Here is a 23,307-nt window from a genome sequence, read left to right as displayed (position 1 = left end):
CAGTTTAACATACGACTTAACAATTTTCACCAGGTAACTCCATTCAATTTAAATATTTTGATTACAATCAAACCCGGATTTCTCTGCTGAGCAGCTGAACCGGTTTGTCAGAAAAGGTCAACACTTCCTGAGCCAAGCGACTGATTTCATCTTCATTGTGACTGACAAAAATCACCGTCCGTTTGTCTTGGGCCCAGATCTTTGAAAAATCGTCGATCAAACGATTTTTAAGCGCACAGTCCAGACTGCTAAAGGGTTCATCCATCAGCAGCAATTCGGAAGGGTATAAAAACGCCCGGGCAATCGAAACCCGCTGGCGCATCCCACCACTGAGTTCCGAAGGATAATGGTCTCCCACCGTTGCCAGACCTACCAATTCCAGCATCGCATCGATGTCGGCATCATGAAGACTCGGCTTCTTAATCGATTTTTCTTTAAAGACAAAGCGCAGATTTTCCCGTACGGTTCGCCAGGGCAGCAAGCGGGGCTCCTGAAAAATATACGAGATCGACTGAAAGTTAATTCCTGCTATGGTTCCACAATCAGGTTGTTCCAGACCACTACAAAGATTGAGTAGGGTGGTTTTGCCAGCCCCGGAGGGCCCGAGAATGCCAGTTATTTTATTTTTTTTAATCACCAGATTGAAGTTCTCAAAAATAGTCTCTGCCCCATATTTTTTACTGAGGTTTGTTATGACAATGGACATTGGCCCTCCTCCTTTCGATTATTTCCAATCACATGGAGGGTGATCTTTTCAATGGCAAGGCTACAGATCACGATGACAAGTGTCCAGGAAAACAACAAATCGGTTTCCAGATATATTTTGGCATAATACAGATTCATCCCGATGGATGGCAAGGCATTGGCCAGGACTTCAGCGGTAACGGTAACCTTCCAGCCCAGACCGATGGCATTCATCAGTGCTGAAACCGCAAACGGTTTAACCGATGGTATATAAATATCCCGGATTATTTTAGTTTGATCGACATTATAAATTTTAGCCATCTCCAACAGCTTTTTATCGGTGGTTCTCACCCCCTGTACCACATTAGTCCAAGTGACTGGAAAACAGATCAGAAAGGTGACTACTAGCGGTACCACCCCCGAGGCAATCCACAAATTAATCAGAATAATCACCGAAACCACGGGCAACGATTTGATGGTACTGACAAACGGATTCATGATCTCATAAAAAGCTTTGTTGAGTCCGCCAGCCAGACCCAGCACCAGACCCAGCGCCACTGAAATAAAAACCCCTCCGAAAACCCGTAGCAGGGTTGCCCCGATACTCACAAAAAACTCAAAATCCCCTGCCAGGATAATCACACCTTCAAGGGTTTTAAGCGGCGATGGCAGCACCAGTGGGCTATCGACCCACCAGGCTGCCAGGGCCCAAAGAAGCACCCAAAAAATGGCGACTCCTATTTTTTTTATGATCCTATTGAACGGTCTTTTATTTTCCAAGAACGTAGAACTCTTCACCAGGAACTTTTCCTCCAACAGCTTTTGGTTCAAAACCGGCTAATATGGTGTAGTATTCATTTAAAGACTGCTGAGCCTCTTTAACTGGAATAAAGACAATATTACAATTGGGAATCGCTTTCTCAGCCAGGGACGCATCGGTCATGATCCCAGCTGCCACAATATTTTTCGCCCCTTCGGCCGGGTTCTCATTGACTGAATCAATTGAGGCTTCGTAGGCTTCTAGGAATTTCTTTAGTACCTCAGGGTTCGCTTCAGCCCACTCTTTATTAACAACCAATGTTGTCATTTGCAGTTGCGAACCGTTGCTGGCCGCTTCCCAGGCTTCTGACATATCCACAGCGATTTTGATATTCGGTTTTTTTGTTGTAATCGTCGTCACAAACGGTTCCGGAATCATCGCAATGGTGGCCTGTCCAGCCGCCAATTGTGTGACTGCTTCACTGTGTTCCGCCACATAATTAATAGTGACATCAACACCTGGTATCAAGCCATTTTTTTCCAGTAAGTAATTCAGCACATATTCCGGGGTTGAGCCCTGTCCGCTGGCAACAATGGTTTTTCCTTTTAAATCAGCAATACTGGCTACCCCAGCGGTTTCATCAGCAACGATATAAAGCACGCCCAAGGTGTTGACCGATCCCAGAACAACCTGTCCCTCAGTTTTATTAAACAACACTGCGCCCAGGTTGCTGGGCAGGGCGGCCAGCTGAAATTCTCCGCTGATCACACTGGCCGTCAGTTGATCCGGTGCACCGGCCACAGTAAATTCGGTGGTCACATTTTCTCCCAGATTGACGCCGTTAACAATCATTTCGGCCATTCCCATTCCAGTTGGTCCTGCCAGAGTTCCAACCTTAACAGTTTGTGGTTCTGCTGGCTTTGCCTGACAAGCAGTAAAAGACAGGATCATCCCCATCATCAAGCCAGCCAGCACAATCATTTTCTTTGTGTTCATTTTTTTAATCATTTTCTTCTTCATCCTTTACTAAAACTCTTTTTTTGAAACAGTTAATTTTGAATGCACTTCTTTTAATTTACCCAACTGACCGTTTAAAGAATTTATCTCGTCCATATTACCGCATAAGGTGACGCAAACAATGGAGATGCCTTTATCCGAAAGTGGTAAGCCCATCCGACCAATGACCAGCGATTGATAGGATGCAATAATCCGATTAAACGCTTCCTGAACTTCCTGTGGATTTTCTAAAATTGCAGTTAGCACCGCTACACGTTCGATGTTCGATCACTCCTTTCAAATTACTCAAAAAAACTTCCTGTTAAACAGGAAGGCAGCAATAAAACAATCTGCTGATGCAGATTTGAATTTTAAACTAATTCCTTCCAAATCAGAACTTCTTTTTTGTCAGGTAAACACATTCAATTGTAATCATTTTAACATTTATATAGTTTATTTAAAAGAAAAAGAAGCTGTAAAAATTCGATTTTCGATTCATATTTCGAAAAATACCGGCTTGCGTATTGATGCTTCTTTTCTTTTGATGAAACGACAGTTCGTCTTAATAAACCAATTCGCAAGCCAGGCTTATAAATTTCAAAATCATCCCTCATTTCGACTTCATTATGCAGTAAAAATAAGGTAATCACGGGATAATTGTGCTACAATTATTTTATAAGTATTTTGAGTTGTTACTCTGAATTCGTGTTGTGGCAACTAGATAAATATCCAAGGAGAGTTCCATGAAACCAAAAACGAAACACCTACTGTGTTTGTTTAGCATTGTGCTGTCAATGTTTTTTCTGCCAGCCCCAATCCTAGCCAATGAATCAACTAAAACAGTTGCTATAAACAATCCCAGTGAAGTGAGTGGGGAAGCGCAAATGACTATCAATACCCTGTCCGAAATTCCTGATGTGGACAGCACCGGAAACATCGATTCGCAGGTCGTAATCATTTACAAAAATACCAGTCCCTTAAATGTTCAAAGTCTGTCTTTATCGACCAATGAGGTTGTCTCCGGCGAAACGATCTCAGATCGAGTTGATGTTTTAGAGGTAAAAAGCGATGTCGACATCGATGCCTTTATTAAAACCATCAATGAAAACCCCAATGTTCTGGTGGCCGATCGCAATTGTATCTTAAGAACCTATGACCTGCCAAACGATCCGTATGTAACCGATGGGAGCGCCTGGCAGTTTGTAAGCATTGGCGCTGATCAAACCTGGGATCAGGTAGCCAATTCTGAAACCGTTGGTATCGCTGTTTTAGACACCGGTTTAAATACCAGCCATCCCGATCTGGTTGGCCGAATCATTGCCGGTTATGACTATGTCAACAAGAGCGATGCGGTAACGGATCAAGATGGTCACGGTACCCTGGTCAGCGGTTTTATTGCCGCTACTGCCAATAACGGCATCGGTCTTTCTGGTGTCGCTGGCACCGCCAATATAAAGATTGCCCCCTACCGGGTCGGAACCAAGGGTCTCTCGGTGGCCAATATCTGCGCTGCTCTGATGGATGCTGCTGATCGCTCTGATATTAAAGTCATTAATATGAGTTATGGCGGTTATGAATACAATAACAGCGAGGCTGCCGCTATTGCATACGCAAAAGACCGGGGCAAGGTTCTGGTTGCAGCAGCCGGAAATGAGGGAGAACCAACAGATCCGGAGGCCGGACTCCCTTCTTATCCAGCTTCCTACGATGGCGTTATTTCGGTGGCCGCTACCACTCGAACCAATGAGCGGGCTACCTTCTCCCAGTATAACAGCATGGTCGATCTGGCTGCTCCTGGTGAAAATGTCTATACGACCTCAATTTCTAATGGTTACAAAAGCGACAGTGGCACCTCTTTCTCTGCTCCGATTGTTGCCGGTGCCTGCGGCGTGTTGCTGGCTGCCAACGGTGATTTAAGTGCCCGCGATGTCGAAACGGCTCTGACAAGCACTGCGCTTGATCTGGGTGATCCTGGCAAAGATGATGCCTTCGGTTATGGTTTAATCCAGTTGGATCAGGCCTTACAAAAGGTTGTCACGGATAAACCTTTATCGGTCTTATATAAAACCCATATTCAAAATCTTGGCTGGGAACCGCTCTTTAAACGAAATGGCGAGCTCAGCGGCACTTCCGGTTTAGGTTACCGCCTGGAAGCCATTCAAATTCTCTTGGATAATCCTGGCTACGACCTGGGTATTGCCTATCACACCCATATCCAGGACATCGGCTGGCAGGATTGGCGTTATGACGGCGAGCTCAGCGGTACGTCCGGAGCAGGATTACGGCTGGAAGCCATTCAGATTAAACTCACCGGCGCCGATGCCAATCAATTTGACCTCTACTACCGTACCCATGTTCAAAATTTGGGCTGGCTGAGTTGGGCAGCTAACGGCGAACAATCCGGCTCCTCCGGCTACGGCTACCGCCTGGAAAGCATTGAGGTAAAAGTTGTTCCCAAAGGAACCCCCTTTGATACCTCCGGCGATTCGTTTATCACTAATCCGGTATAAAACACCCCCACAGATTGACAACAAATTTAAAGCCGACTGAAAATTTAAAACTTTCAGTCGGCTTTTTTGTCCAAATTATTCAATTGATTTGAGTGATTCCACCATGCTGATTCGCTTGATCAGTGGGGTCATTAGAATATTAACTATAAAGGTAAAAGCCAGTGTAAAGACCACCGAGTAAATAAAACTGGTTGGCTCAATTTCCCGGGCAAACATGGCAATATCGGTTTCCACGGTGTTGATGATAAACCCATCCAGCAGAACGCCTAAGAATAAACCAACCACGATCCCAATCGCCGAAAGGACAATGTTCTCCCGAAAAATATATTTGTATACTTCCATGTCATAGAAACCCAAGACCCGGATGGTGGCAATTTCCCGGACCCGTTCCGAAATATTTATGTTGGTGAGATTATAAAGCACCACCGCTGCCAACGCCCCCGCCGAAATAAGCATCACAACGACTACAATACTCAAACTGCTGAGGCTGTCTGATGATGATTTAACAATGTTTCCGGTAAAGTTCACTGCCACCACCCCATCTTTGGCCAGCCACTCATTGGCAATGGCATTTTCCAGGTCGGTATTGGTATCGGGAATATTAACGTAGGCCATATTCACCATCAATGGGTTTCCAAAGGCTTTTTCATAAACGGCTGGCGATAAGTAAAGATAATTTTCCAGATAATTTTCGGTGATGGCACCTAAAACCACCTCGTGACTTTCGTCATCATTGTAAATCCGGATCGTGTCCCCGACCTTAAGTCCCAGACTATTGGCAACTTTTTCCGATAAAACAGCACCAGCCGCTTCCAGATTAATGGCTTCTCCAGAACTTCTGTCCTGCAGGTGAATAAAATGATCAATCTTCGCCGCTGTTTCCGGTACAAACAGATAGGCAGCTTTACCACTCTCCGTTCCCGCTTTTTCAATGGTCATCTTGGACTGATGGGCCAGCATATTTTCACCAAAACGGCTATCACTATCCAGCATTTTTTTGAAATTGGCTTTTTCGGCCAGCGTTCCTTCATTTTTTAAAGCCATGTAGCCATCAAAAACGGTAATGTTCTCAAACTGCCGGGGGATCATCGAGAAGATTGCATCCTGAAGCCCGAACCCGGCTAGAATCAGGGCCGTGCACCCGGCGATCCCAATCACGGTCATAAAAAATCGACCCTTGTAACGCAGCAGATTACGGGCAGTCACTTTTTCAATAAAACCCAATCGTTTCCAGATAAACGGAATGCTTTCCAGAAAAATTCGTTTTCCGATTTTAGGAGCCTTGGGGCGCATCAACTCCGAAGGGTGTTCTTTGAGCTCATAATGGGTAACAATCACCGCCGCCGCCACGGTGCAGGAAATCGCAATTAAACAGGAAACGATAATCGGCAACCAGGGCGGTGCAATGACTAAATCGGGCACCTGATAAAGCAGACCATAGGCACTGGAAATTAGATACGGCAGCGTATTGATCCCGATAATTAAACCAATTGCAGAACCAATGCTACCTGCTAATAAGGCATAGATAAAAAACTTCGAGCCGATCTGATAATGCCGGTAACCCAGCGCTTTCAGAGTTCCAATCTGGGTTCGCTGTTCTTCTACCATCCGGGTCATGGTGGTAAAAGACACCAGCGCTGCTACCAGTAGAAAAATAAGGGGAAAGACCCCGGAAATATTATCAATCCGCTGGGCATCCTCACCATAGCTGGTATAGCCGGGGTTATCATCACGGTTGAACAGATACCATTTTCCAAATTCCAGATCGCCGATTTTCGCCTCTGCTTTGGCCAGCTCATTGGCTGCATTGGCCAGTTCGGCCTCACCCTCGGCCCGTTTCTGAACCAGCTGGGCTTCGCCATCAGCTAGCTCCCCCCAGCCAGCCTCTAATTTGGCCTGAGAAGCAATCAGGGTTCCCAGTCCCTCTTCCTTGCCCGCCTCGAAGGCAGCAATCCCGGCATTGAGCTGTTTCTTACTGTCGGCCAGTTTTGTCCATCCGGCCGACAACTGATTCTCACCATCGATTTTGGCCTGGGCCAGAGCAGCTTCTGCCTGGGGTAGCGTCGCTTCCAACTCGGCCAGCTGGATTCGCATCCCGTTTAGCTGGGCCTGAAAAGCATAAATATCATCGATCCCCTGCTGGATCTGATCTCTTCCAGCGTAAGCCTGGGATAAGCCCGCTTCGACTCCGGCAATCTGGCTGTTGATCTCAGCCAGTTGGGCTTCTAACGCAGCCAGCCGTTCCTGATAATCTGGAGCAGTCGGATCCAGGCTCTCAATCTGGCCTTCAACTCCGACCTGCAGCGCTTTAAGGTTTGCCAAGGCACTTTCACCCTGGGTAATCTGGTTTTCCAGCTCAGCCAGCTGAGCTTCCAAGTCCGGCAGTTGACCTGAAGGATCCTGCGCTTCCATTTGAGCAATACCGCTTTTTAACTCACTGATACCCTGGCGCAAGGTTTCCAGTTGGGCTTCCCCTGCCGCCAGTTCCTGTTTTAAGGTCGCGGCGCCATTAATCAGCTGAGCTTCACCCTGAACGATCTGATTCCGGGCATCATCAAGCTGAGCCTGAGTCTGAGCGATGGTGAAGTAATACTCATCCCAGCCAGCACTGAGGGCTGCCTCGCCATCAACCAACTGGTTTCTGGCATCAGCCAAGCTAGCCTCACCTTGGGCGATCCCCGCATTAAATTGGGCTACCCCATCGTTGTACTTGACCCGGCCCTTATCCAGTTCAGCCTGAGCCTTGTCCATAATATCGCTGTAATTGATTTCCAGTTGTTCGATTCCCAACGCTTCCAGCTTATTTTCCAGGCTAACGATGGCTGACGCATATTCATCAGAATAGGGCTTAACCCCATCGACACTGGCCTGAGACAGGAGATAAACTTCAGTAAAACGTTCAAAGGCGAAATTTTCAACCGGAATGAACCCATAATAATCGACCTCCCCTCGACCAACCGAGGTACTGCCCCGCTCGATGGAAACAAACTGGGGTGATCGGACAAAACCGACGATGGTGAATTGATCCCGTTTGATCGACTCGGAGAGGGCTTTATCGCCGACCTCCGGGAATAACTTAATGACTTCGCCCAGTTGATAAATATGGCTGGAAACCCCCATGCCTTTATCTTCCTGGGGCTGTTCCATCAGTATTTCTCCGGCGTTTTCCGGCAACCGCCCAGCCACCAGGACTGGCTGATTAAGGGTCTGATCCCTTTGGAAAGCCATCATTTTAATGACCGGTCGCTTGTCGCCCCGCTCAATGATTACATCTGCCGAATAGCTGGGCATTACGGTTGCCACCCCCGGGGTGTTCTTGATGGCCTCCACATCGGCTGGCAAAAAGCCATAGGTGGAAACCAGCCGCATGTCCATCAGTTGCTGGTTCTGATAGTACTCACTGACTGTGTGTTTCATGCTGGGGCCGGTTGTTTTAACCCCCACAAAAAAACAGATCCCCAGAGCAATAATGGCAACGATCGATAGAAAACGGTTCCTGGATTTTTTTATTTCTCTGAGTGTATCTTTTTGCAATGCTTTCATTGGACTGTCCTTTGTTATCATTATTTTATGTCCAACTCTGCCACCAATCGTACGTTAATATAATCTAGCTAAGTTAACTGCTAAGGCAAAGTAGAACCTGTTTATTTTTAATATTTTACCATGTTTTGATTAAGAAAACACCCAATTACGGGTAAAATAATTCGACCGCTCAGGGAATGCTGAGCGCTTCGTTCATGGTAATCAACGCGATTATTTTTTCCCCCACCGGAATTCCGGTTAATTCTGCCAGGGCTTGGGCATACAGATTGATCTGCGTTTCATAGCCATTAATGATCTCCTGGCGGGTATCTTTTAAATAATCTGTTTTATAATCGATGATCACCCATTGATTGGCTTCAATAAAGGCACAGTCAATAATTCCCTGAACAATGATCTTTTCAGAAATTCCCGCCCACTCTGCTCGTATTGCTGCCGGTGGGTAAGCAAAGTTAAACGGTATTTCCCGCCTGATTGTTTCAGCTGACAATAACCGGAGCCCCAGAGCTGAGGTATAAAACCGAACCAGGTTATCAATGCAGATGGTTCGGGCCAAAGCTTCTGGCAGAAATTCTTTTTGAATCAGGATTTCAATCTGGTTTGCCAGATATTTTTTTAGAAAGACCGACAGGGTCAGCTGGCCATTATTTAGCAATTCATCCCGAATCGGTTTTAAATCGACCACTTCCATCAACAGATGGAGGGCCGATCCCCGTTGCGCAGCGGTGAAATCCGTCTGTTTTTGTTCCAGAAATTTTGGTTTCTCCTGTTTTGGAGTAATCGTTCCAAATCGTTTAGTCGGATCTGTCAAATCGCTTTTCTGATACGTTTTAACTTCGGTCACACTCATCTTACTGGGTAGTTCGTTCTCCGCTTTGGCCGGATAGCTAAAATCCAGGCGCTGGTAAATAGCCTCCCGGTCGGCCTGTGAAATGTAACGTGTTGCCTTATCTACTACTGCTTTCGGATCATCCCTCCCCGAATCATTCACTAGTGACCGATCAGCTGAATTCTGCTTGATTTCCGTGTTTTCGGTAAACCGATCAGCCTGATGATATACAATGCTAAAATCATCCAGCTCCCGATTGGACAGCGCCGGATCCCGGCCCGCCAATACGCCCATCATCACCCAATCCAGCAAACTGGCGGCATTGAGAAGGTGGTATTCGTCCGACTCGTTGTACCATTTTTGCCAGGCTTTTTCACAGTTCTTCACTGTTCCAACGATCACCAGCTTTTCTTCAGCTCGCGTCATCCCCACATACAGCAGCCGCATTTCTTCAGAAAGCATTTCGATGTTACTTTGGGCCTTGCAGACCTCCTTGGCCAGCGAATTATGTTTGTAGCGTTTTTCCAAATTGACATAGTCCGGGCAGATCCCCAGCTCTTTATGGAATAACACCTGGGCATAATTACTGCGCTTATTAAAGCCTTTTCCGATTCCGGTAAGAAAAACAATCGGAAATTCAAGCCCCTTACTTTTATGAATCGTCATCAGCCGAACCACCGCCTGATCATTACCAACCAGGGCTGGCGGCGAAATATCCTGTTTGTATTTCTTCATATTTTCAACAAAGCGGATGAATTGATACAAACCCTTGAGGGTCGATTTTTTATAATCGCCAGCCCGCTTCAACAAAATCCGTAAATTGCACTGCCGCTGTTCACCACCGGGCAAGGCCCCGACAAAAGCATAATAACCGGATTCCAGATAAATTTTCCAGAGAAAATCTTCCACTGGCATCAGCTTGGATTGATCGCGCCATTTTGTCAGTTTTTGATAAAAGGCAGCCAGTTTTTGCGCCAGCTCGTCAGCTTCAGTCTGAGCATAGGCTTCCGCAGCCTGATAAAAAAATCCCTGAGGATGGGCAATCCGCAGCCGGGTACATTCGGTGGTGGTAAAATTGCCGATCGGTGAGGTCATAATACTCAGTAGCGGCAAATCCTGATGCTGATTGTCCATCAGGTTCAGCAAGTTTAGAATCATCGTGATTTCCAGCGACTCGTAATAATTGGTACCGCCGTCGAAATAGGTGGGAATCCCCATTTCGCTGAAAACTTTGAGATAGACATCTCCTCTTCCGACAACACTGCGCATCAGCACTCCAAAATCACCATAACCGATGACACGTTCCTGATTATGGCGAGTATCAAAAAAGGTTGTGCCAACCAACGCTTGAATTTGCCTGGCCACAAAACGGGCCTCCACTTCGACAGCCGTCAGATTTTCCTGTTCCACTTGATCAAAAGCCTCACGATCACCATCCTCGGTTTCCTGCTGCTGCTCTTCAATGATATGGATCTCGGTTTTTTGATAGGGCCCTTCATGGGGCAGACCCTTGTTAAGCCGAGCCTGTTCATCATAATTGACTTCCCCCAGTCCGGCACTCATGACTTTCTCAAAAACAGCATTGACGCTGTTGATCACCCCCTGGGCTGATCGGAAATTCTGATTAAGGGTCACCAGACGATTATTGGGGTCTTCATCCCGACCAAAACGTTCATACTTGCCGATAAAAATAGTTGGATCAGCCAAACGAAAGCGGTAGATGCTTTGTTTAACATCCCCGACCATAAAATAATTATTATCCCGAACAATTTGCTGGAGGATGGTTTCCTGCATTTCATTGGTGTCCTGATATTCATCCAGAAAAATATAGCGATAGCGGGAGCGAACCTCTGCCGCCACATCCGGATCCATCAGAATCTTAAGGGTCAGCTGCTCCAGGTCATTGTAATCGACGAGGTTTTTCCGGGCTTTCTGGGCCTGAAAGGCCGCCCAAAATTTTTCGGTCAGTGCCACCAGATCGGCCATCGGTTTTTTCAGATCATTAAGCTCCTGAACCATCTCCTCCAGATTGATGGCAAAACGTTTCTGCAGTTTTGCGATACAGCTCTTGGCTTCATCCCGATATTTTTTGATTTGCTCATTATGTTCCTTATTCTCTTTGGCCGACCCTTTAAAGCGTTCATAGCTAAGATTTTTTAACGCTTCCAGCCCCGCAACCAGATCGTCTTGTAGCGCTTTTTTTAGGGAATTTAGCATCGCCTCTTCACTTATCATCTGCTCATGGGTTTTCTCAAAACCGGCAGCAGCGCTGAGGTCTCTGGCTTTAATGGCGGCATCCATGGCCCCCTGAAGCTCGGTTTTAATTATTTTTTTCAAGGCCTTACCCCACACCGATGTTTTCAGGCTTTTCTGATCGCAATCAAACAATGTCAAGGCCTGACGACTCCAGCTCCCGGGATTTGGCTGGGTGGCCAGAAAACGGTAGAGGGTTTCCACTGTGTCTTTTAATGCCTGATCATTTTTATTGCCACTGTATTTTTCGATCAGATCCAAAAAATCGATATCCCGATCATTTTGTTTCTGATTTATTTCCTGGCTCTGCTCGGACGCTTCTGAATCTCTCCGGGCGATGGCTTGCTGGTATTCTTCTTCAAAGACCTCTTCCAGAGCCTCTTTTTGCATCAATGCCATTTCCGTATCATTGCCAATGGCAAAACCCGGGTCAATGTCACCCTTATGAAAATATTGGCGTAAAACGCTAAGACAAAAAGAATGCAGGGTGGAAATGGAAGCCCCCCCTAAACTATTTATTTGCTTCATTAAAAAGCTGCGGTCATTTTTGGGGTTTTCCAGTTCCCGGGCCAAAGCCTGACTCAGACGATTTTTCATTTCGCCAGCAGCCCCCCGGGTAAAGGTCAGAATGAGCAGCTCATCAACACCAACCTTTTCTTCCAGAATAATGCGTATAATCCGCTGGATCAGCAGTGCTGTTTTACCTGATCCGGCGGCAGCAGAAACCAACATGTTGCTTTCCCGGTTTTCGATTGCTTCTAACTGATCACTGGTCCACTTCATTGCCTTCTCCTTCCCGGATTAGTGTAAAGAACTGTTCTTTTTTCATCGCTGATTTCAGCACCTCATACCCGCCCTGGCTGATCGCCTCGTCAAACTGGCAGATGCCTTTGTAATCGCAATACTGACAGGCATAGTCTGCACCTTTTTTATAGGGCCGGATCTTTATATCACCCTGATAAATATTTTTAATTTGACGGATTACGGTTTTTCGGACGTAGTCGATAATGTCCGTAAATTCGTCCTGTTTAAGTTTGAATTCCGACCGGTATACTGGCAAAATGTCCGATGTTTTAGCATCAGCATCATGATCCATGGCGGCAATGACCAGATCATCATCCAACAGCAGCCCATTAAGCTTAAAGGACTTGTTAATGGCTGCCTGAACATTCTCGCCAAAATCCAGCCGAGGCATCGGATCATCCACATAAAAGTAGAAGGTTCCACCAGGCAGGATCTCCTCAGCCGGGATAACGGTCATCGCCCCGTCGAGATAGACCAGCAGTTGGAGCGAAAGACCATAATAAATGTCATCGTAACCCAGTTTCTTACTGCCAGTTTTATAATCAATCACCTTGACCCAGGTGTGGCCGTCTTTTTGATAGAGGTCCAACCGGTCAATTTTGCCGTAAATTTTGACCTCACCCAGTTTGGCATCCGGTAGGCTTAACTCCTGTTCAAAGCAGAACTCAGTAGCCTGGGGTTCAAAATCCCCGGCACACAGTTGTTGCACCAGAATGTCAATCGACTTTTTACCCACCCGTTCCAGTTTTTTGCCTAAATACTGGTTTTGGCCAGTGCTGTTAAAAACATTGGTTTTGATCTGCGGCAGGCAGCTTTCCAGCACCTCTTCCAGCAGGGTATCCCGTTTGATTTTTGGCAGGGTACGCAGATCAAGTTGCTGCTCCCGTACAGCCCTAAAAAAACCGTCAATCAGTTCATGAAGCAGGGTACCAATTTCTGGCGCTGCAATCGTATAAATAGGCCGCCCCTCCGGTTTTAAACCATATCGGACATAATGGGAAAAGGGGCATTGACGGTGGGTTTCCAATCGGGTAATACTGGTTCGCAGATTTTTACCGTAAAGCGCAGCAGCCTCTGTTCCGGTCATGGCCTGAGAAACTCCGGCATAGTTCAGGGCCTGCATCAGATTGTCAATGTTTTTTCGGTAGGCCGGATTGTTTTGATACCAGTCTAGTACTTCTGCCCACAGTACCCTTTCCTGCTGGGTCGCACTAGACTCGGTCTGGCTTTTACGGAGGTAATTGACCAGGTGCCACAGGGTCGCATCGGGAGTACTGAGGCTGTTCCAGAACGCTGCTACCCCATCAGTAAGGGTTGAGATGATCTCAATTGTCGGAAAGATTCCCAGAATCTGGCTGACCAGAATACTGGGCTGCTGACTGTTGCCTTCCAGATCGGCTAAAGCCCAATGGAGGACCAACCGGGACTGTGGTTTTGTCAACAGATCATAAACCAGAAACCGTTCCTGATCCATCTGAAAACTGCGATTGTTTTGCAGCCAGATCTGGTTCGCCCCAAGAATCTGCCGTTCCAGATCTGAAAAAAGATTGGGCTCGCTCCCAGCGCCGGGAATTTTACCTTCGTTCAGACCAAAAACAATCAGAACCTCAAAAGCCGAGCTACGACTCCGGCGTAGATCAGTGATGCTGACATAGTCCCGATAGGGTGGAATAATCCCCAACTGATAGCCCTGAAATCCGCTTTTTAAGATCCGCAAATATTCTTCACCAGTCACTTCATCACTTCCCATGGTTTCGACAATCTGATCAAAGACTTCCATTAGAATATTCCAAATCTGGTGATAAATCTCCATCGCTTCATAATTTTGTTCCTGTAAAAGTTGTTCCACCAGGGCCTCAATTTTTTCCGGGGTTTTGATTGTGACCAGAAATTCATAGAGGGTTCGGGTATAATCCTGGCAGGTTTGTCCAGCCTTGAGCGCTGCTTTGAGCTGAGCCAGGGGAGTAATTAGTTTAACCCGCAACGCATTCAGACTTACAAGTTCCAGAGCCGAATTCTGGCTGATTTTGGAAAATTCCTGCTCCCATTGTTTGCCCCGGATGCCAAACTCCAAAGCATAGTTTTCCAGATCTTCACATTCAGACAGGGAAATCGGTGAAAACCCGGTTTTAACAAAACCAATAACATCATCAAGCCGGTAGTTACTCTGGATCGCCTCCAACGCTGTCACCACTGCTTCAACCAGATGATTATCGCCAATGGCCCGCAGATCATCCATGAAAAAGGGAATCTGATATTGCGCAAAAATGCGCTTAATAATGCTGCCGTATTCGTCCAGATCACCGGCCAGAACCACTATATCACGAAAGGACAGCCCCTCTTCCCGGATCAACTCAAGAATCGTGTGGGCACCCATTTCCACCTCTTCCCAGGTATTCTGGCATTGGATCAAGCTGATTTGATGGACTGCTTCCAGGTATTTCAGCTTGGGATAGGCAAAAAGATTGGCTTCGAGGTGAGCAAGCTCCGGTTTTTTTTGATGCACACTAGAAATCTTTTCTACCTTAAATGAAACCTGGGCCCGAGCCCCGATTGCTTTGATGGCGTCCATGGTAGTGGCTGTTAAGTGAAACACTTCTAGATCCCTGGCAACGGGATTGGGATCCCAGGGCAAGGCAATATGGATTTCTGTGGCTGTTTCCAGCAGATTTCCAATCATCCGGTAATCCTGGGCTGAGAAATTCTGAAAACCATCAATCCAGATTTCACTATCTTTAAGAAATTCTGCCGTTGGTATTTTTCCGCAAACAAAATTACGTAAGTCTTCTTCGTCTTTACGATCATTTCCCAATAATTCCTGAAAATGGCGATAGATTTTAATCACATCTCCCAATTTTTGAGGCATGATCCCCTGATTCAGGCGCTTTCTCGTTTCTTCCAGATTTTCCGGTGAGATCTCATTCTGCTTAAGCTCACCAATCAGATCTGCTATGTTTAGCAGAAAACCGGGTTTCTTCACGCTCGATCGATAAATGGTTAATTGTTCCTGAATGTCTCCCAGGGTTTTTTGCAGCAGCATATTTTTACCGTGGCTGTCCATATAGGTCTTGGTCAGTCCACCGGTTTCCTGAAGCACCCGATTTTCCAGCCGTTTGGGACTCAGCACTTCGACATCAAGCAACCCGGACAACCGATTGGCCTTGATCAGGGCTTCTTCGGCACCCAGCGTAAACTGTTCCGGTACCACTAAATATAGCTTTTCTTTACCTGCATCCAGGGCTGCACCAATCTGGCGATAGACTTCCTCACTCAAACGCTGAGATTGCCGGCCGACGATCATTGTAATTCCCATCCGTTTTTCCTTTCTGAATTTCTCCCTCTTAATTATCCGCTATTCTAAAAAATCACCATCCCTTTTTGGAAGATGGTGATCAAAACTGTCCTGAATATTATACGGTCACAAAACCTACTTTTTTGCGCACCTTTGACAGGGTTCGCCAGGCAATCTGGGAGGCCTTTTCGGCATGAACATGCATAATCTGTTCCAGATAAGCCTTTTCACCGAGTAACCGGTGATACTCGTTTTGAACTGGCAAAAGGGTATCGGCGACCGTTTCGCCGACGGCCAGCTTGAAATCTCCATAGCCCTTGCCATCAAATTCCCGGGTGACTTCTTCCAGACTTTTTCCGGTGGCACAGGAATAAATTTCCATTAAATTAGAAACCCCAGGTTTTTCTTCACGATTATGATAGACAGCCATATCCGAATCGGTAACAGCTCGTTTAAACTTCTTGACAATCGTTTTAGAGTCATCCAACAACGAAATAAAGGCATTGGCATTTTCATCCGATTTGGACATTTTTCGATTTGGTTCCTGAAGACTCATAATCCGAGCTCCCGACTCGCCAAAATACGCTTCCGGCACCTTAAAGACGTTACCAAAATTCTGATTGAAACGAATGGCAATGTCCCGGGCCAGTTCCACATGCTGACGCTGGTCGTTGCCCACCGGCACCAGATCGGTTTGATAAAGTAAAATATCTGCGGCCATCAGCACCGGATAGTCAAACAAGCCAACCCGGATGTTTTCCCCCTGCTTTTGGGATTTGTCTTTAAATTGCGTCATGCGGCTCAGTTCGCCCATATAGGTTGAACAATTTAGAATCCAGGCCAGCTCTGAATGCTCCGGTACCATTGATTGCACATAAAGGATCGATTTTTCCGGGTCAATCCCCAGGGCTAACAGCAGCGCAATCGATTCATAAGTCCGTCTGCGTAAATCGGCCGGGTTCTGGGGCATGGTGATGGCATGCAGATCAACCACACAAAAAAGGCTACGATAGTCCTCCTGCATCTTTACCCAGTTTTTCATGGCGCCAAAATAATTGCCAATGGTAAAGGTTCCCGATGGTTGGATGCCGCTATATACTATTTTTTTTACTGGTGCTTCTGTTGTCATAGTTACTCCTTATTTTAATGGCAGGTCATTCTTGGTTTTCGACCAACTGCCATGATCTCTTTAAATTTCTGTACTGAGCAGGTTTATGGTAATTCCAATTCTGTCAGTTCCAGCGAATCACAATCAAGTTCCAATTCTTTGATCATTCGCTCGAAAATATCATAATCGGCTGTCGTGAGAATTTGGGTACTGCCAACTTCCTCCTGGGTGTTGAAATAGTTAAACTCGGTCAGGTGCTTGTTTAACTGCCGAACCAGGCCATTGGCCGGGTTGATCAGCTCAAGCTCCGGGTACATTTGTCGGATGGTGACTGCCACAATCGGAAAATGAGTACACCCCAGTAACAGTTCTTCGATAATAATGCCTTGTTTGATGCCTTTTAGTAAAATCGGTTCAACGGCTTCTCGGATATTATTTTTCAGGATTTTTAAATCACCCTGACCATCATTAATGACCTTGGCCAGGGTATGGGTTCCCTGAGCGATATACTCGACCTCCCGGGTCCACAACTCCAGTTCCTTTTCGTAGCCCCGATTTTTGACGGTGGCCGTTGTGGCAATCAGTCCAACCAGACCGCGATCCCGCCAGTTGAGCGTTTCCTGAACTCCGGCTTCAATGACACTAAAGAGCGGCACCCGGGCGCTCAGCTCAACAATCAGCGAAGAAAGGGTGTTGCAGGCTAATACCACAGCTTTTACCCCTCTATTTTCGAGATCACGGATTATGGTATTTGCCAGCATGATCAGTTCGTCGTTTTCCCGCTCACCATAAGGCATTCGCATTGAATCGCCAAAGTAGAGATAATTTTCATTGGGCAGCCGGTCTTGAAGTGCTTTCAGGACGGTAAAACCACCGATGCCCGAATCGATGACGCCAATGGGTCCATTGTTGTCCATCGTTTCACTTCTTTCCTGATTGATCACGGAATATAATCCCTTTTTCCTTACTCATGTCATCGATGATCGCCAGAGATTCCAGGGCGACACCCTGCTCACGGATTAACGCCCCGCCATCCTGAAAACCTTTCTCGATAGCGATTCCCACGCCCACCAGGGTGGCCCCGGCCTGATTGATTAAATCGATTAACGCTTCGACCGCTTTGCCATTGGCCAGAAAATCATCGATAATTAAAATACGATCGGTTGGATTTAGATATTTCTTTGATACCATAATTTTATAAGCCTGCTGTTTGGTATAAGAATAGACATCACTGGAATAAATTTCCTCGTCTAAATTAAGCGATACATATTTTTTTCCAAAAACCACCGGACAATAGTCAAAATACCTGGAGGTACTGGTTGCAATGGCAATTCCTGATGTCTCAATTGTCAGGATTTTATTGACTCCCTCTCCGGCAAAGCGTTTGGCAAAAACCTTTCCCATTTCTTCAAATAATTTCACATCCAACTGATGATTTAAAAAAGAATCCACTTTTAGGATTCCCTGGCCTTTGACGAGGCCTTCTTGTCTGATTTTTTCTTCTAATAATTCCATTGACTGCTCCTTCGTAACCTAATCGAATTATTATAACATACTCTTGTTGATTTGAACAACCACGATTCCACTCCGTTTCTTTGCAGAAAGAAAGGCGGGAATCTCTTCCCGCCTCAGGCTGTTAAAGTCAGCTTTATTGTTCTTTTTCTTTTTGTGCCGCAGCGATAACTTTTTCAGCAATAATCATTGGAGCTTCTTCATAACGAACGAATTCCATTGAAAACTCACCTCTCGCTTGGGTCATCGAACGTAACTCCGTGGCATACTTGAACATTTCCGCCAGCGGTGCTTCTGCTAAAATTCGTTGTCGTCCCCCCGCTGCTGATTCCATTCCCATGATACGCCCACGTTTTTTGTTTAAATCACCCATGATATCACCCATATACTCTTCCGGGACGGTAATATCAATGTGATAAATTGGTTCCAGAAGAACTGGTGCCGCTTCCTTCATGCCTTTGCGGTAAGCCAAGGTGGCCGCCATTTTAAAGGACATTTCATCGGAGTCCACAGCATGATAGGATCCATCATAGAGCGTTGCTTTGACACCAGTAACCGGATAACCAGCCAGAACACCTTCAATCATACACGCTTCCAAACCCTTTTCCACGGCCGGGATGAAGTTACGCGGAACCGCCCCACCAACAACCTTATCAACAAATTGAAATGGTGCATTGGGATCATCGCCGGGCTCAAAATCAATCCAGACATGACCAAACTGGCCGCTACCACCGGATTGTTTTTTATGTTTTCCTTCAGCCGTTGCTTTTTTCTTAATGGTTTCCCGATATGGCACTTTCATATCAACCAGATTGACATCGACACCGAATTTTTGTTTCAGTTTTTGAGAAATAATTTCCAGATGCATCTCTCCCAAACCGGAGACCAATGTTTGCTTGGTTTCCTTATTTCGGCTCACTGTCATGGTTGGATCTTCTTCCACCAGACGGTGCAGGCCAGTGGCCAATTTATCGATATCTGCTTTGGTTTTGGGTTCAATCGCCATCGATATAATTGGCTTGGGCAATTCTATTTTATCATACACGATGGGCGATTTGATGCTGGTTAAGGTATCCCCGGTAACCGTATCATTTAACTTGGAAAACGCTCCGATATCCCCAGCTTCCAGCTTTTCGACCTCGATCTGTTTATTTCCTCTTAATACGTAAATATGATTGGCTTTTTCTTTAACTTCCTGGGTTGCATTATATACTTCAACTGAATGATCCAAAACCCCTGACATCACTTTAAAAATTGATAACTTGCCAACATAGGGGTCGGCAATCGTTTTAAATACCAATGCCGAAAATGGTTCATTATTGCTACATTTGCGCTCGATTTCTTTTTTGTCCCGGGGATCTTTTCCAATTTCAAATTTCCCCTTGCCTGGCGATGGCAGGTATTCTATAATCATGTTTTCCAGGGTTTCCACCCCAATATTCAAAACGGCAGAGGTACACAATACCGGAATTATTTCACCATTATCGATCCCCTGACGAATCCCGGTATGGATTTCATTCCGGGTCAGTTCTTCACCTTCAAAGTATTTCTCCATCAGACTTTCACTGGTTTGGGCTACTGACTCCATAATCATATCCCGATAGGGTTCCAGTTCTGCTTTCATTTCATCTGTGATGGGCACATCAAAACAACGATTGTCTTTTCGCTGGCTACCAGTCAGATCAACGATGTTGACAACCCCATTCATCGCCTCTCCTTCACCCATTGGTAATTCAAAAGGCACAACCTTATTGCCAAAGGTTTCTTTTAATTCGTCCATCACCTTGGCAAAGGTGGCATTTTCACGATCCATTTTATTAACAACAATAAATGCTGGAATATTTGTTTTTTCCAAAAGTTCGATAGCTTTTTCAGTTCCGACCTGAACACCCGAAAGTGCATCAACGACGATAACAACCGCATCGGCCACTCGAAGTGCCGCATAGGCATCCCCAATAAAATCAAAATAACCTGGCACATCAATAAGATTGATCTTATGTCCACCAAATTCTAAAGGAATAATAGATGATGAAATTGAAAACTTTCGTCTTTTTTCTTCTGGATCAAAGTCCGATAGGGTATTTCCCTCGTCAATTTTTCCCATACGATCAACGGCACCTGCATTAAATGCCAATGCTTCAGTCAAGGTTGTTTTTCCGCTCCCACCGTGACCTAGTATAAGAATGTTACGGATGTTCTTTGTTGGATACGTTTTCATGCTGTTTCCCCCTCGCTTATTTTGCCAATGATTTAATTGGTTTTTTTGGTATAAAGCTATTTTATATTATTTCTAAAAAATAATCCACAAAAAGATTTATTTATAGATCTTCTTTTATTTTTTTCATAACTTTTTTTTCAATTCGCGATACCGTCATCTGGGATTTGTTAATAAACTCGGCCACTTCTTTTTGGGTTTTACCCCGAAAAAATCGCTGTTCCACAATAATCCGTTCAACCGGATTAAGTGATTGAATTTTTTGCTTTAAAAGATCGATATTCTCGACATTTTCCATATTGTTATCCAGGTTTCCCAATAAATCCATCAGGCTGACTTCCTGTTCATCCTGATTGCTTTCATATTCCATTGATAACGATTTCGGATAGTACGCATTGCTACTTTCCATCGCTTTTATGATACTCTCTTCTGATATCTCCAGATACACGGCAATTTCAGAGATCGTTGGCGACCGCATCAGCTTATGTTCCAGGGTCGTTCGGGTTTGGTTTATCTCCCGATTGAGATCCTGAACCTTACGAGGTATCCGGATCAGCCATTCTCGATCCCGGTAATAGCGCTTTATTTCGCCAATTATCGTTGGTGTGGCAAAAGTATCAAACTCATAGCCGCGACTGACGTCAAAGCGTTCCACCGCATACATTAAACCCAGACAGGCGACCTGAAAAATATCTTCATTATCGCCGTTCTTATGCCCATATTTCCGGGACAGAATCTTGGGAATATAAAGATAATTCTCGATAATCAGATCTCTTAGCTCCCGATCCCGTGTTTCTTCGTACTCGGCAAATAGCTTTTTGACATCTTCCTTACTGTTTTTCTTTCATATTTCATGGGTCGTCGATAGGTTCTTGATCATGGTAATTGAGGTTCCAGATCCTCTCTCACTAACTATTTCCACCCTATCCATTAGTGATTTGATGATAAATAAACCAAACCCCCCTAATTGTTGGCCATTAAGATCCGGCTTGGCCACTGTTTCTGGCTCAAAACCAATACCTCGGTCGGTTACCGTAAAAACTAATTTATTGTTCTCAACAACATAGGTCAAATCGTAGGTTGTATCGGTATTCTTACTATGGTTTAAGGCATTTGTACACGCCTCGGATACGGCAACTTTCAGATCTTCCACGTCGCCGATTGAAAATCCCATATTATTTGCCACTGACGCAATTGTTAGCCGTGCCAGGCTGACATACTCAGGTTTGGTCGGTAATGTCAGTTTTATACTATCCATTCTTCTTCCCCTTCTCAATTTGCTTAGTTTACAGGGTTGTCTACGATTTCAATGATCTTATCAACGCCTGTGAGTGACAACAATTTTTTGATGTTGGGCCGTGGATTTATCATAATAATTTTTTGTCCCATTTCTTTTGTTTTATTTCGCAATTCAATGAGAACCCCCATGCCGGTGCTATCCATATAAGATAACTCAGAACAGTCTAAAATGATTTCCGGGGCCTGTGTTCTTATTTTTTCTTCAATTATTTCCCTGAATTTTTCAATAGAATAAATGTCGATTTCGCCTTTAATACTGACCATACTTGTTTTTTCCATTTCAATTATGCTGTTACTGCTCATATAATCTCCATTTCACAATTAATCTGTAAATTCAAAACAAGGCCCAATGAGGTAACCACCGTCATTGGGCCCAGGGCTGTAATCCACGGCCTATACCTTATCTTTTCTATTTCTGGTTTGAAAAACTCCCAAGCCTCTCTTCAAAATCGATGCGGCCTTAACCACGGGGTCAATCACATCCTGTTTAATGGTATTAAACGCCAATTCAACCTCATCTACCATCAGATTTGACTTATCCACAATCTGGGCTGTCGATTTTGTGATATCGTCGGTATTTTCCATAATGCTGTGAAGAGCCAAACGGTTTTCTTCCAAAAGCTTTGTGGTTGTGTCGAAGGTTGCTGCCAGACTTTTAAACAGCTTAACTAAATAAACGGTTCCAAATACGAAGGCAACACCCACAAGTAATAGAGCCAGTTCCCACAAGCTAAAATTTAGCGTTATCATTTATGACTTCCAACCTCTACTCTTCTTTAGCTGCAACTTCAGCCTCTTCACTTGACTCCGCTTCTTCTTTTTCAAGGGCTTCCAATTCCTCACTCAGATCAGCAATATCCTGTTCAACTTCGTCTTGAATTTCCTGAATTTTGCTTTCAATCTGATTCTTATATTCATTTACCCGTTCAGTAAATTGTTCTTGCATATCCTGGAATTGTTCTTTGAGATTTTCACCATATTCAACGGCTTGATCATAGGCATTACCCAGTGCGCCTTCAGTGCCTTCAATCAATTTCTTTCGAGTTTCATCGCCTGACGATGGCGCCAGCAACACACCCAATGTCCCGCCGATGATGGTTCCCAGAAAAAGTCCGCCAACAAAATATAATTTGTTACTGCTCATTTTAATTCCTCCATTATTCATTGTGATATTTATCTCATTTTACCTCATAATCTCCTCAATTAACAGTTATTTCTTAATTTTTTTATTTCAAAGAAACTATTCGCCAAACTTATCATTAATTAATTGCACCAGTGCATCCACTGCTTCAGTTTCGTCATCGCCTTCGGCCTGAATCTCAATGGTTGTTCCCTGAGAAATCCCGCCAGCCATAATGCCCATAATGCTCTTGGCATTAATTGAATTTCCTTCTTTGATTACAAATATTTTTGATTTGAACTTTCCGGCTGTTTGCACAAACATTGACGCAGGGCGGGCATGCAAACCTGTTGCATTTAAAACTGTTACTTCTTTTTTTATCATT

Annotated in this window: 18 protein-coding genes; 1 reads left to right on the top strand and 17 read right to left on the bottom strand. The window is 45.1% G+C overall.

Annotated elements, in window-relative coordinates:
* Positions 1-67: 67 nt before the first annotated feature.
* Genes ACWI_RS12995 through ACWI_RS12980 form a run of 4 tightly spaced genes read right to left on the bottom strand, consistent with a single transcriptional unit; the run spans position 68 to position 2,707 of the window.
* Entirely contained in the window at positions 68-706 is a 639-nt protein-coding gene (locus tag ACWI_RS12995; RefSeq protein WP_070371865.1) for an ABC transporter ATP-binding protein, read from the bottom strand.
* Positions 691-1,404: an ABC transporter permease gene (locus ACWI_RS12990; RefSeq protein WP_242871622.1), complete on the bottom strand. Its 714-nt coding sequence runs from the start codon at positions 1,402-1,404 to the stop codon at positions 691-693. Before ACWI_RS12990 ends, ACWI_RS12995 begins: the two co-directional genes overlap by 16 nt.
* Positions 1,405-1,453: 49 nt before the next feature.
* Entirely contained in the window at positions 1,454-2,452 is a 999-nt protein-coding gene (locus tag ACWI_RS12985; protein WP_084633683.1) for an ABC transporter substrate-binding protein, read from the bottom strand.
* Positions 2,453-2,470: 18 nt separating this feature from the next.
* Positions 2,471-2,707 carry a TM1266 family iron-only hydrogenase system putative regulator gene (locus ACWI_RS12980; RefSeq protein ID WP_228882341.1) on the bottom strand — a complete coding sequence of 79 codons (237 nt, stop codon included), beginning with the start codon at positions 2,705-2,707 and terminating at the stop codon, positions 2,471-2,473.
* Positions 2,708-3,183: 476 nt separating this feature from the next.
* On the opposite strand from ACWI_RS12980, the gene ACWI_RS12970 reads away from it, so the two are divergent.
* The gene (locus ACWI_RS12970) at positions 3,184-4,950 is read left to right on the top strand and encodes a S8 family serine peptidase (RefSeq protein WP_070371860.1); all 1,767 of its coding nucleotides are present in this window, start codon (positions 3,184-3,186) and stop codon (positions 4,948-4,950) included.
* 75 nt (positions 4,951-5,025) lie between these two features.
* Here the strand turns inward: ACWI_RS12970 and ACWI_RS12965 are convergent, their stop codons facing one another.
* From ACWI_RS12965 to ACWI_RS12905, 13 genes are all read right to left on the bottom strand, one after another.
* Positions 5,026-8,493 (bottom strand): FtsX-like permease family protein, encoded by a 3,468-nt coding sequence (locus ACWI_RS12965; RefSeq protein WP_070371859.1) that lies wholly within the window; start codon positions 8,491-8,493, stop codon positions 5,026-5,028.
* Positions 8,494-8,662: 169 nt separating this feature from the next.
* The gene (addA, locus tag ACWI_RS12960) at positions 8,663-12,355 is read right to left on the bottom strand and encodes a helicase-exonuclease AddAB subunit AddA (protein ID WP_070371858.1); all 3,693 of its coding nucleotides are present in this window, start codon (positions 12,353-12,355) and stop codon (positions 8,663-8,665) included.
* Positions 12,339-15,689 (bottom strand): PD-(D/E)XK nuclease family protein, encoded by a 3,351-nt coding sequence (locus tag ACWI_RS12955; RefSeq protein WP_070371857.1) that lies wholly within the window; start codon positions 15,687-15,689, stop codon positions 12,339-12,341. The genes addA and ACWI_RS12955 overlap by 17 nt, the downstream gene beginning before the upstream one ends.
* A gap of 97 nt (positions 15,690-15,786) precedes the next feature.
* Positions 15,787-16,797 carry a tryptophan--tRNA ligase gene (gene trpS / locus ACWI_RS12950; protein ID WP_070371856.1) on the bottom strand — a complete coding sequence of 337 codons (1,011 nt, stop codon included), beginning with the start codon at positions 16,795-16,797 and terminating at the stop codon, positions 15,787-15,789.
* A gap of 83 nt (positions 16,798-16,880) precedes the next feature.
* The gene (locus ACWI_RS12945) at positions 16,881-17,693 is read right to left on the bottom strand and encodes a glutamate racemase (protein WP_070371855.1); all 813 of its coding nucleotides are present in this window, start codon (positions 17,691-17,693) and stop codon (positions 16,881-16,883) included.
* Positions 17,694-17,697: 4 nt separating this feature from the next.
* Positions 17,698-18,291: a xanthine phosphoribosyltransferase gene (locus ACWI_RS12940; RefSeq protein ID WP_070371854.1), complete on the bottom strand. Its 594-nt coding sequence runs from the start codon at positions 18,289-18,291 to the stop codon at positions 17,698-17,700.
* A 133-nt stretch (positions 18,292-18,424) separates the two neighbouring features.
* Entirely contained in the window at positions 18,425-20,506 is a 2,082-nt protein-coding gene (gene fusA, locus ACWI_RS12935; RefSeq protein ID WP_070371853.1) for an elongation factor G, read from the bottom strand.
* Positions 20,507-20,606: 100 nt separating this feature from the next.
* A complete protein-coding gene (locus ACWI_RS12930; RefSeq protein WP_242871623.1) occupies positions 20,607-21,236 on the bottom strand; it encodes a SigB/SigF/SigG family RNA polymerase sigma factor in 630 nt (209 codons plus the stop codon).
* Between the two features lie 111 nt (positions 21,237-21,347).
* Entirely contained in the window at positions 21,348-21,761 is a 414-nt protein-coding gene (locus ACWI_RS12925; RefSeq protein ID WP_070371852.1) for an ATP-binding protein, read from the bottom strand.
* A gap of 23 nt (positions 21,762-21,784) precedes the next feature.
* Positions 21,785-22,081 carry an STAS domain-containing protein gene (locus tag ACWI_RS12920; protein WP_242871621.1) on the bottom strand — a complete coding sequence of 99 codons (297 nt, stop codon included), beginning with the start codon at positions 22,079-22,081 and terminating at the stop codon, positions 21,785-21,787.
* A gap of 114 nt (positions 22,082-22,195) precedes the next feature.
* Positions 22,196-22,552, bottom strand: a complete 357-nt coding sequence (locus tag ACWI_RS12915) for a DUF948 domain-containing protein (protein WP_070371850.1) — start codon at positions 22,550-22,552, stop codon at positions 22,196-22,198.
* A 16-nt stretch (positions 22,553-22,568) separates the two neighbouring features.
* Positions 22,569-22,946: a YtxH domain-containing protein gene (locus ACWI_RS12910; RefSeq protein WP_070371849.1), complete on the bottom strand. Its 378-nt coding sequence runs from the start codon at positions 22,944-22,946 to the stop codon at positions 22,569-22,571.
* Positions 22,947-23,042: 96 nt separating this feature from the next.
* Complete coding sequence (locus ACWI_RS12905) at positions 23,043-23,306, bottom strand: HPr family phosphocarrier protein (protein ID WP_070371848.1); 264 nt, start codon at positions 23,304-23,306, stop codon at positions 23,043-23,045.
* Position 23,307: the final 1 nt, after the last annotated feature.

It is taken from the genome of Acetobacterium wieringae, assembly GCF_001766835.1.
In the GTDB taxonomy this organism is placed as follows: domain Bacteria; phylum Bacillota; class Clostridia; order Eubacteriales; family Eubacteriaceae; genus Acetobacterium; species Acetobacterium wieringae.
Note: the sequence above shows the minus strand (reverse complement) of the source record. Positions and strands in the feature narration are given on the sequence as shown.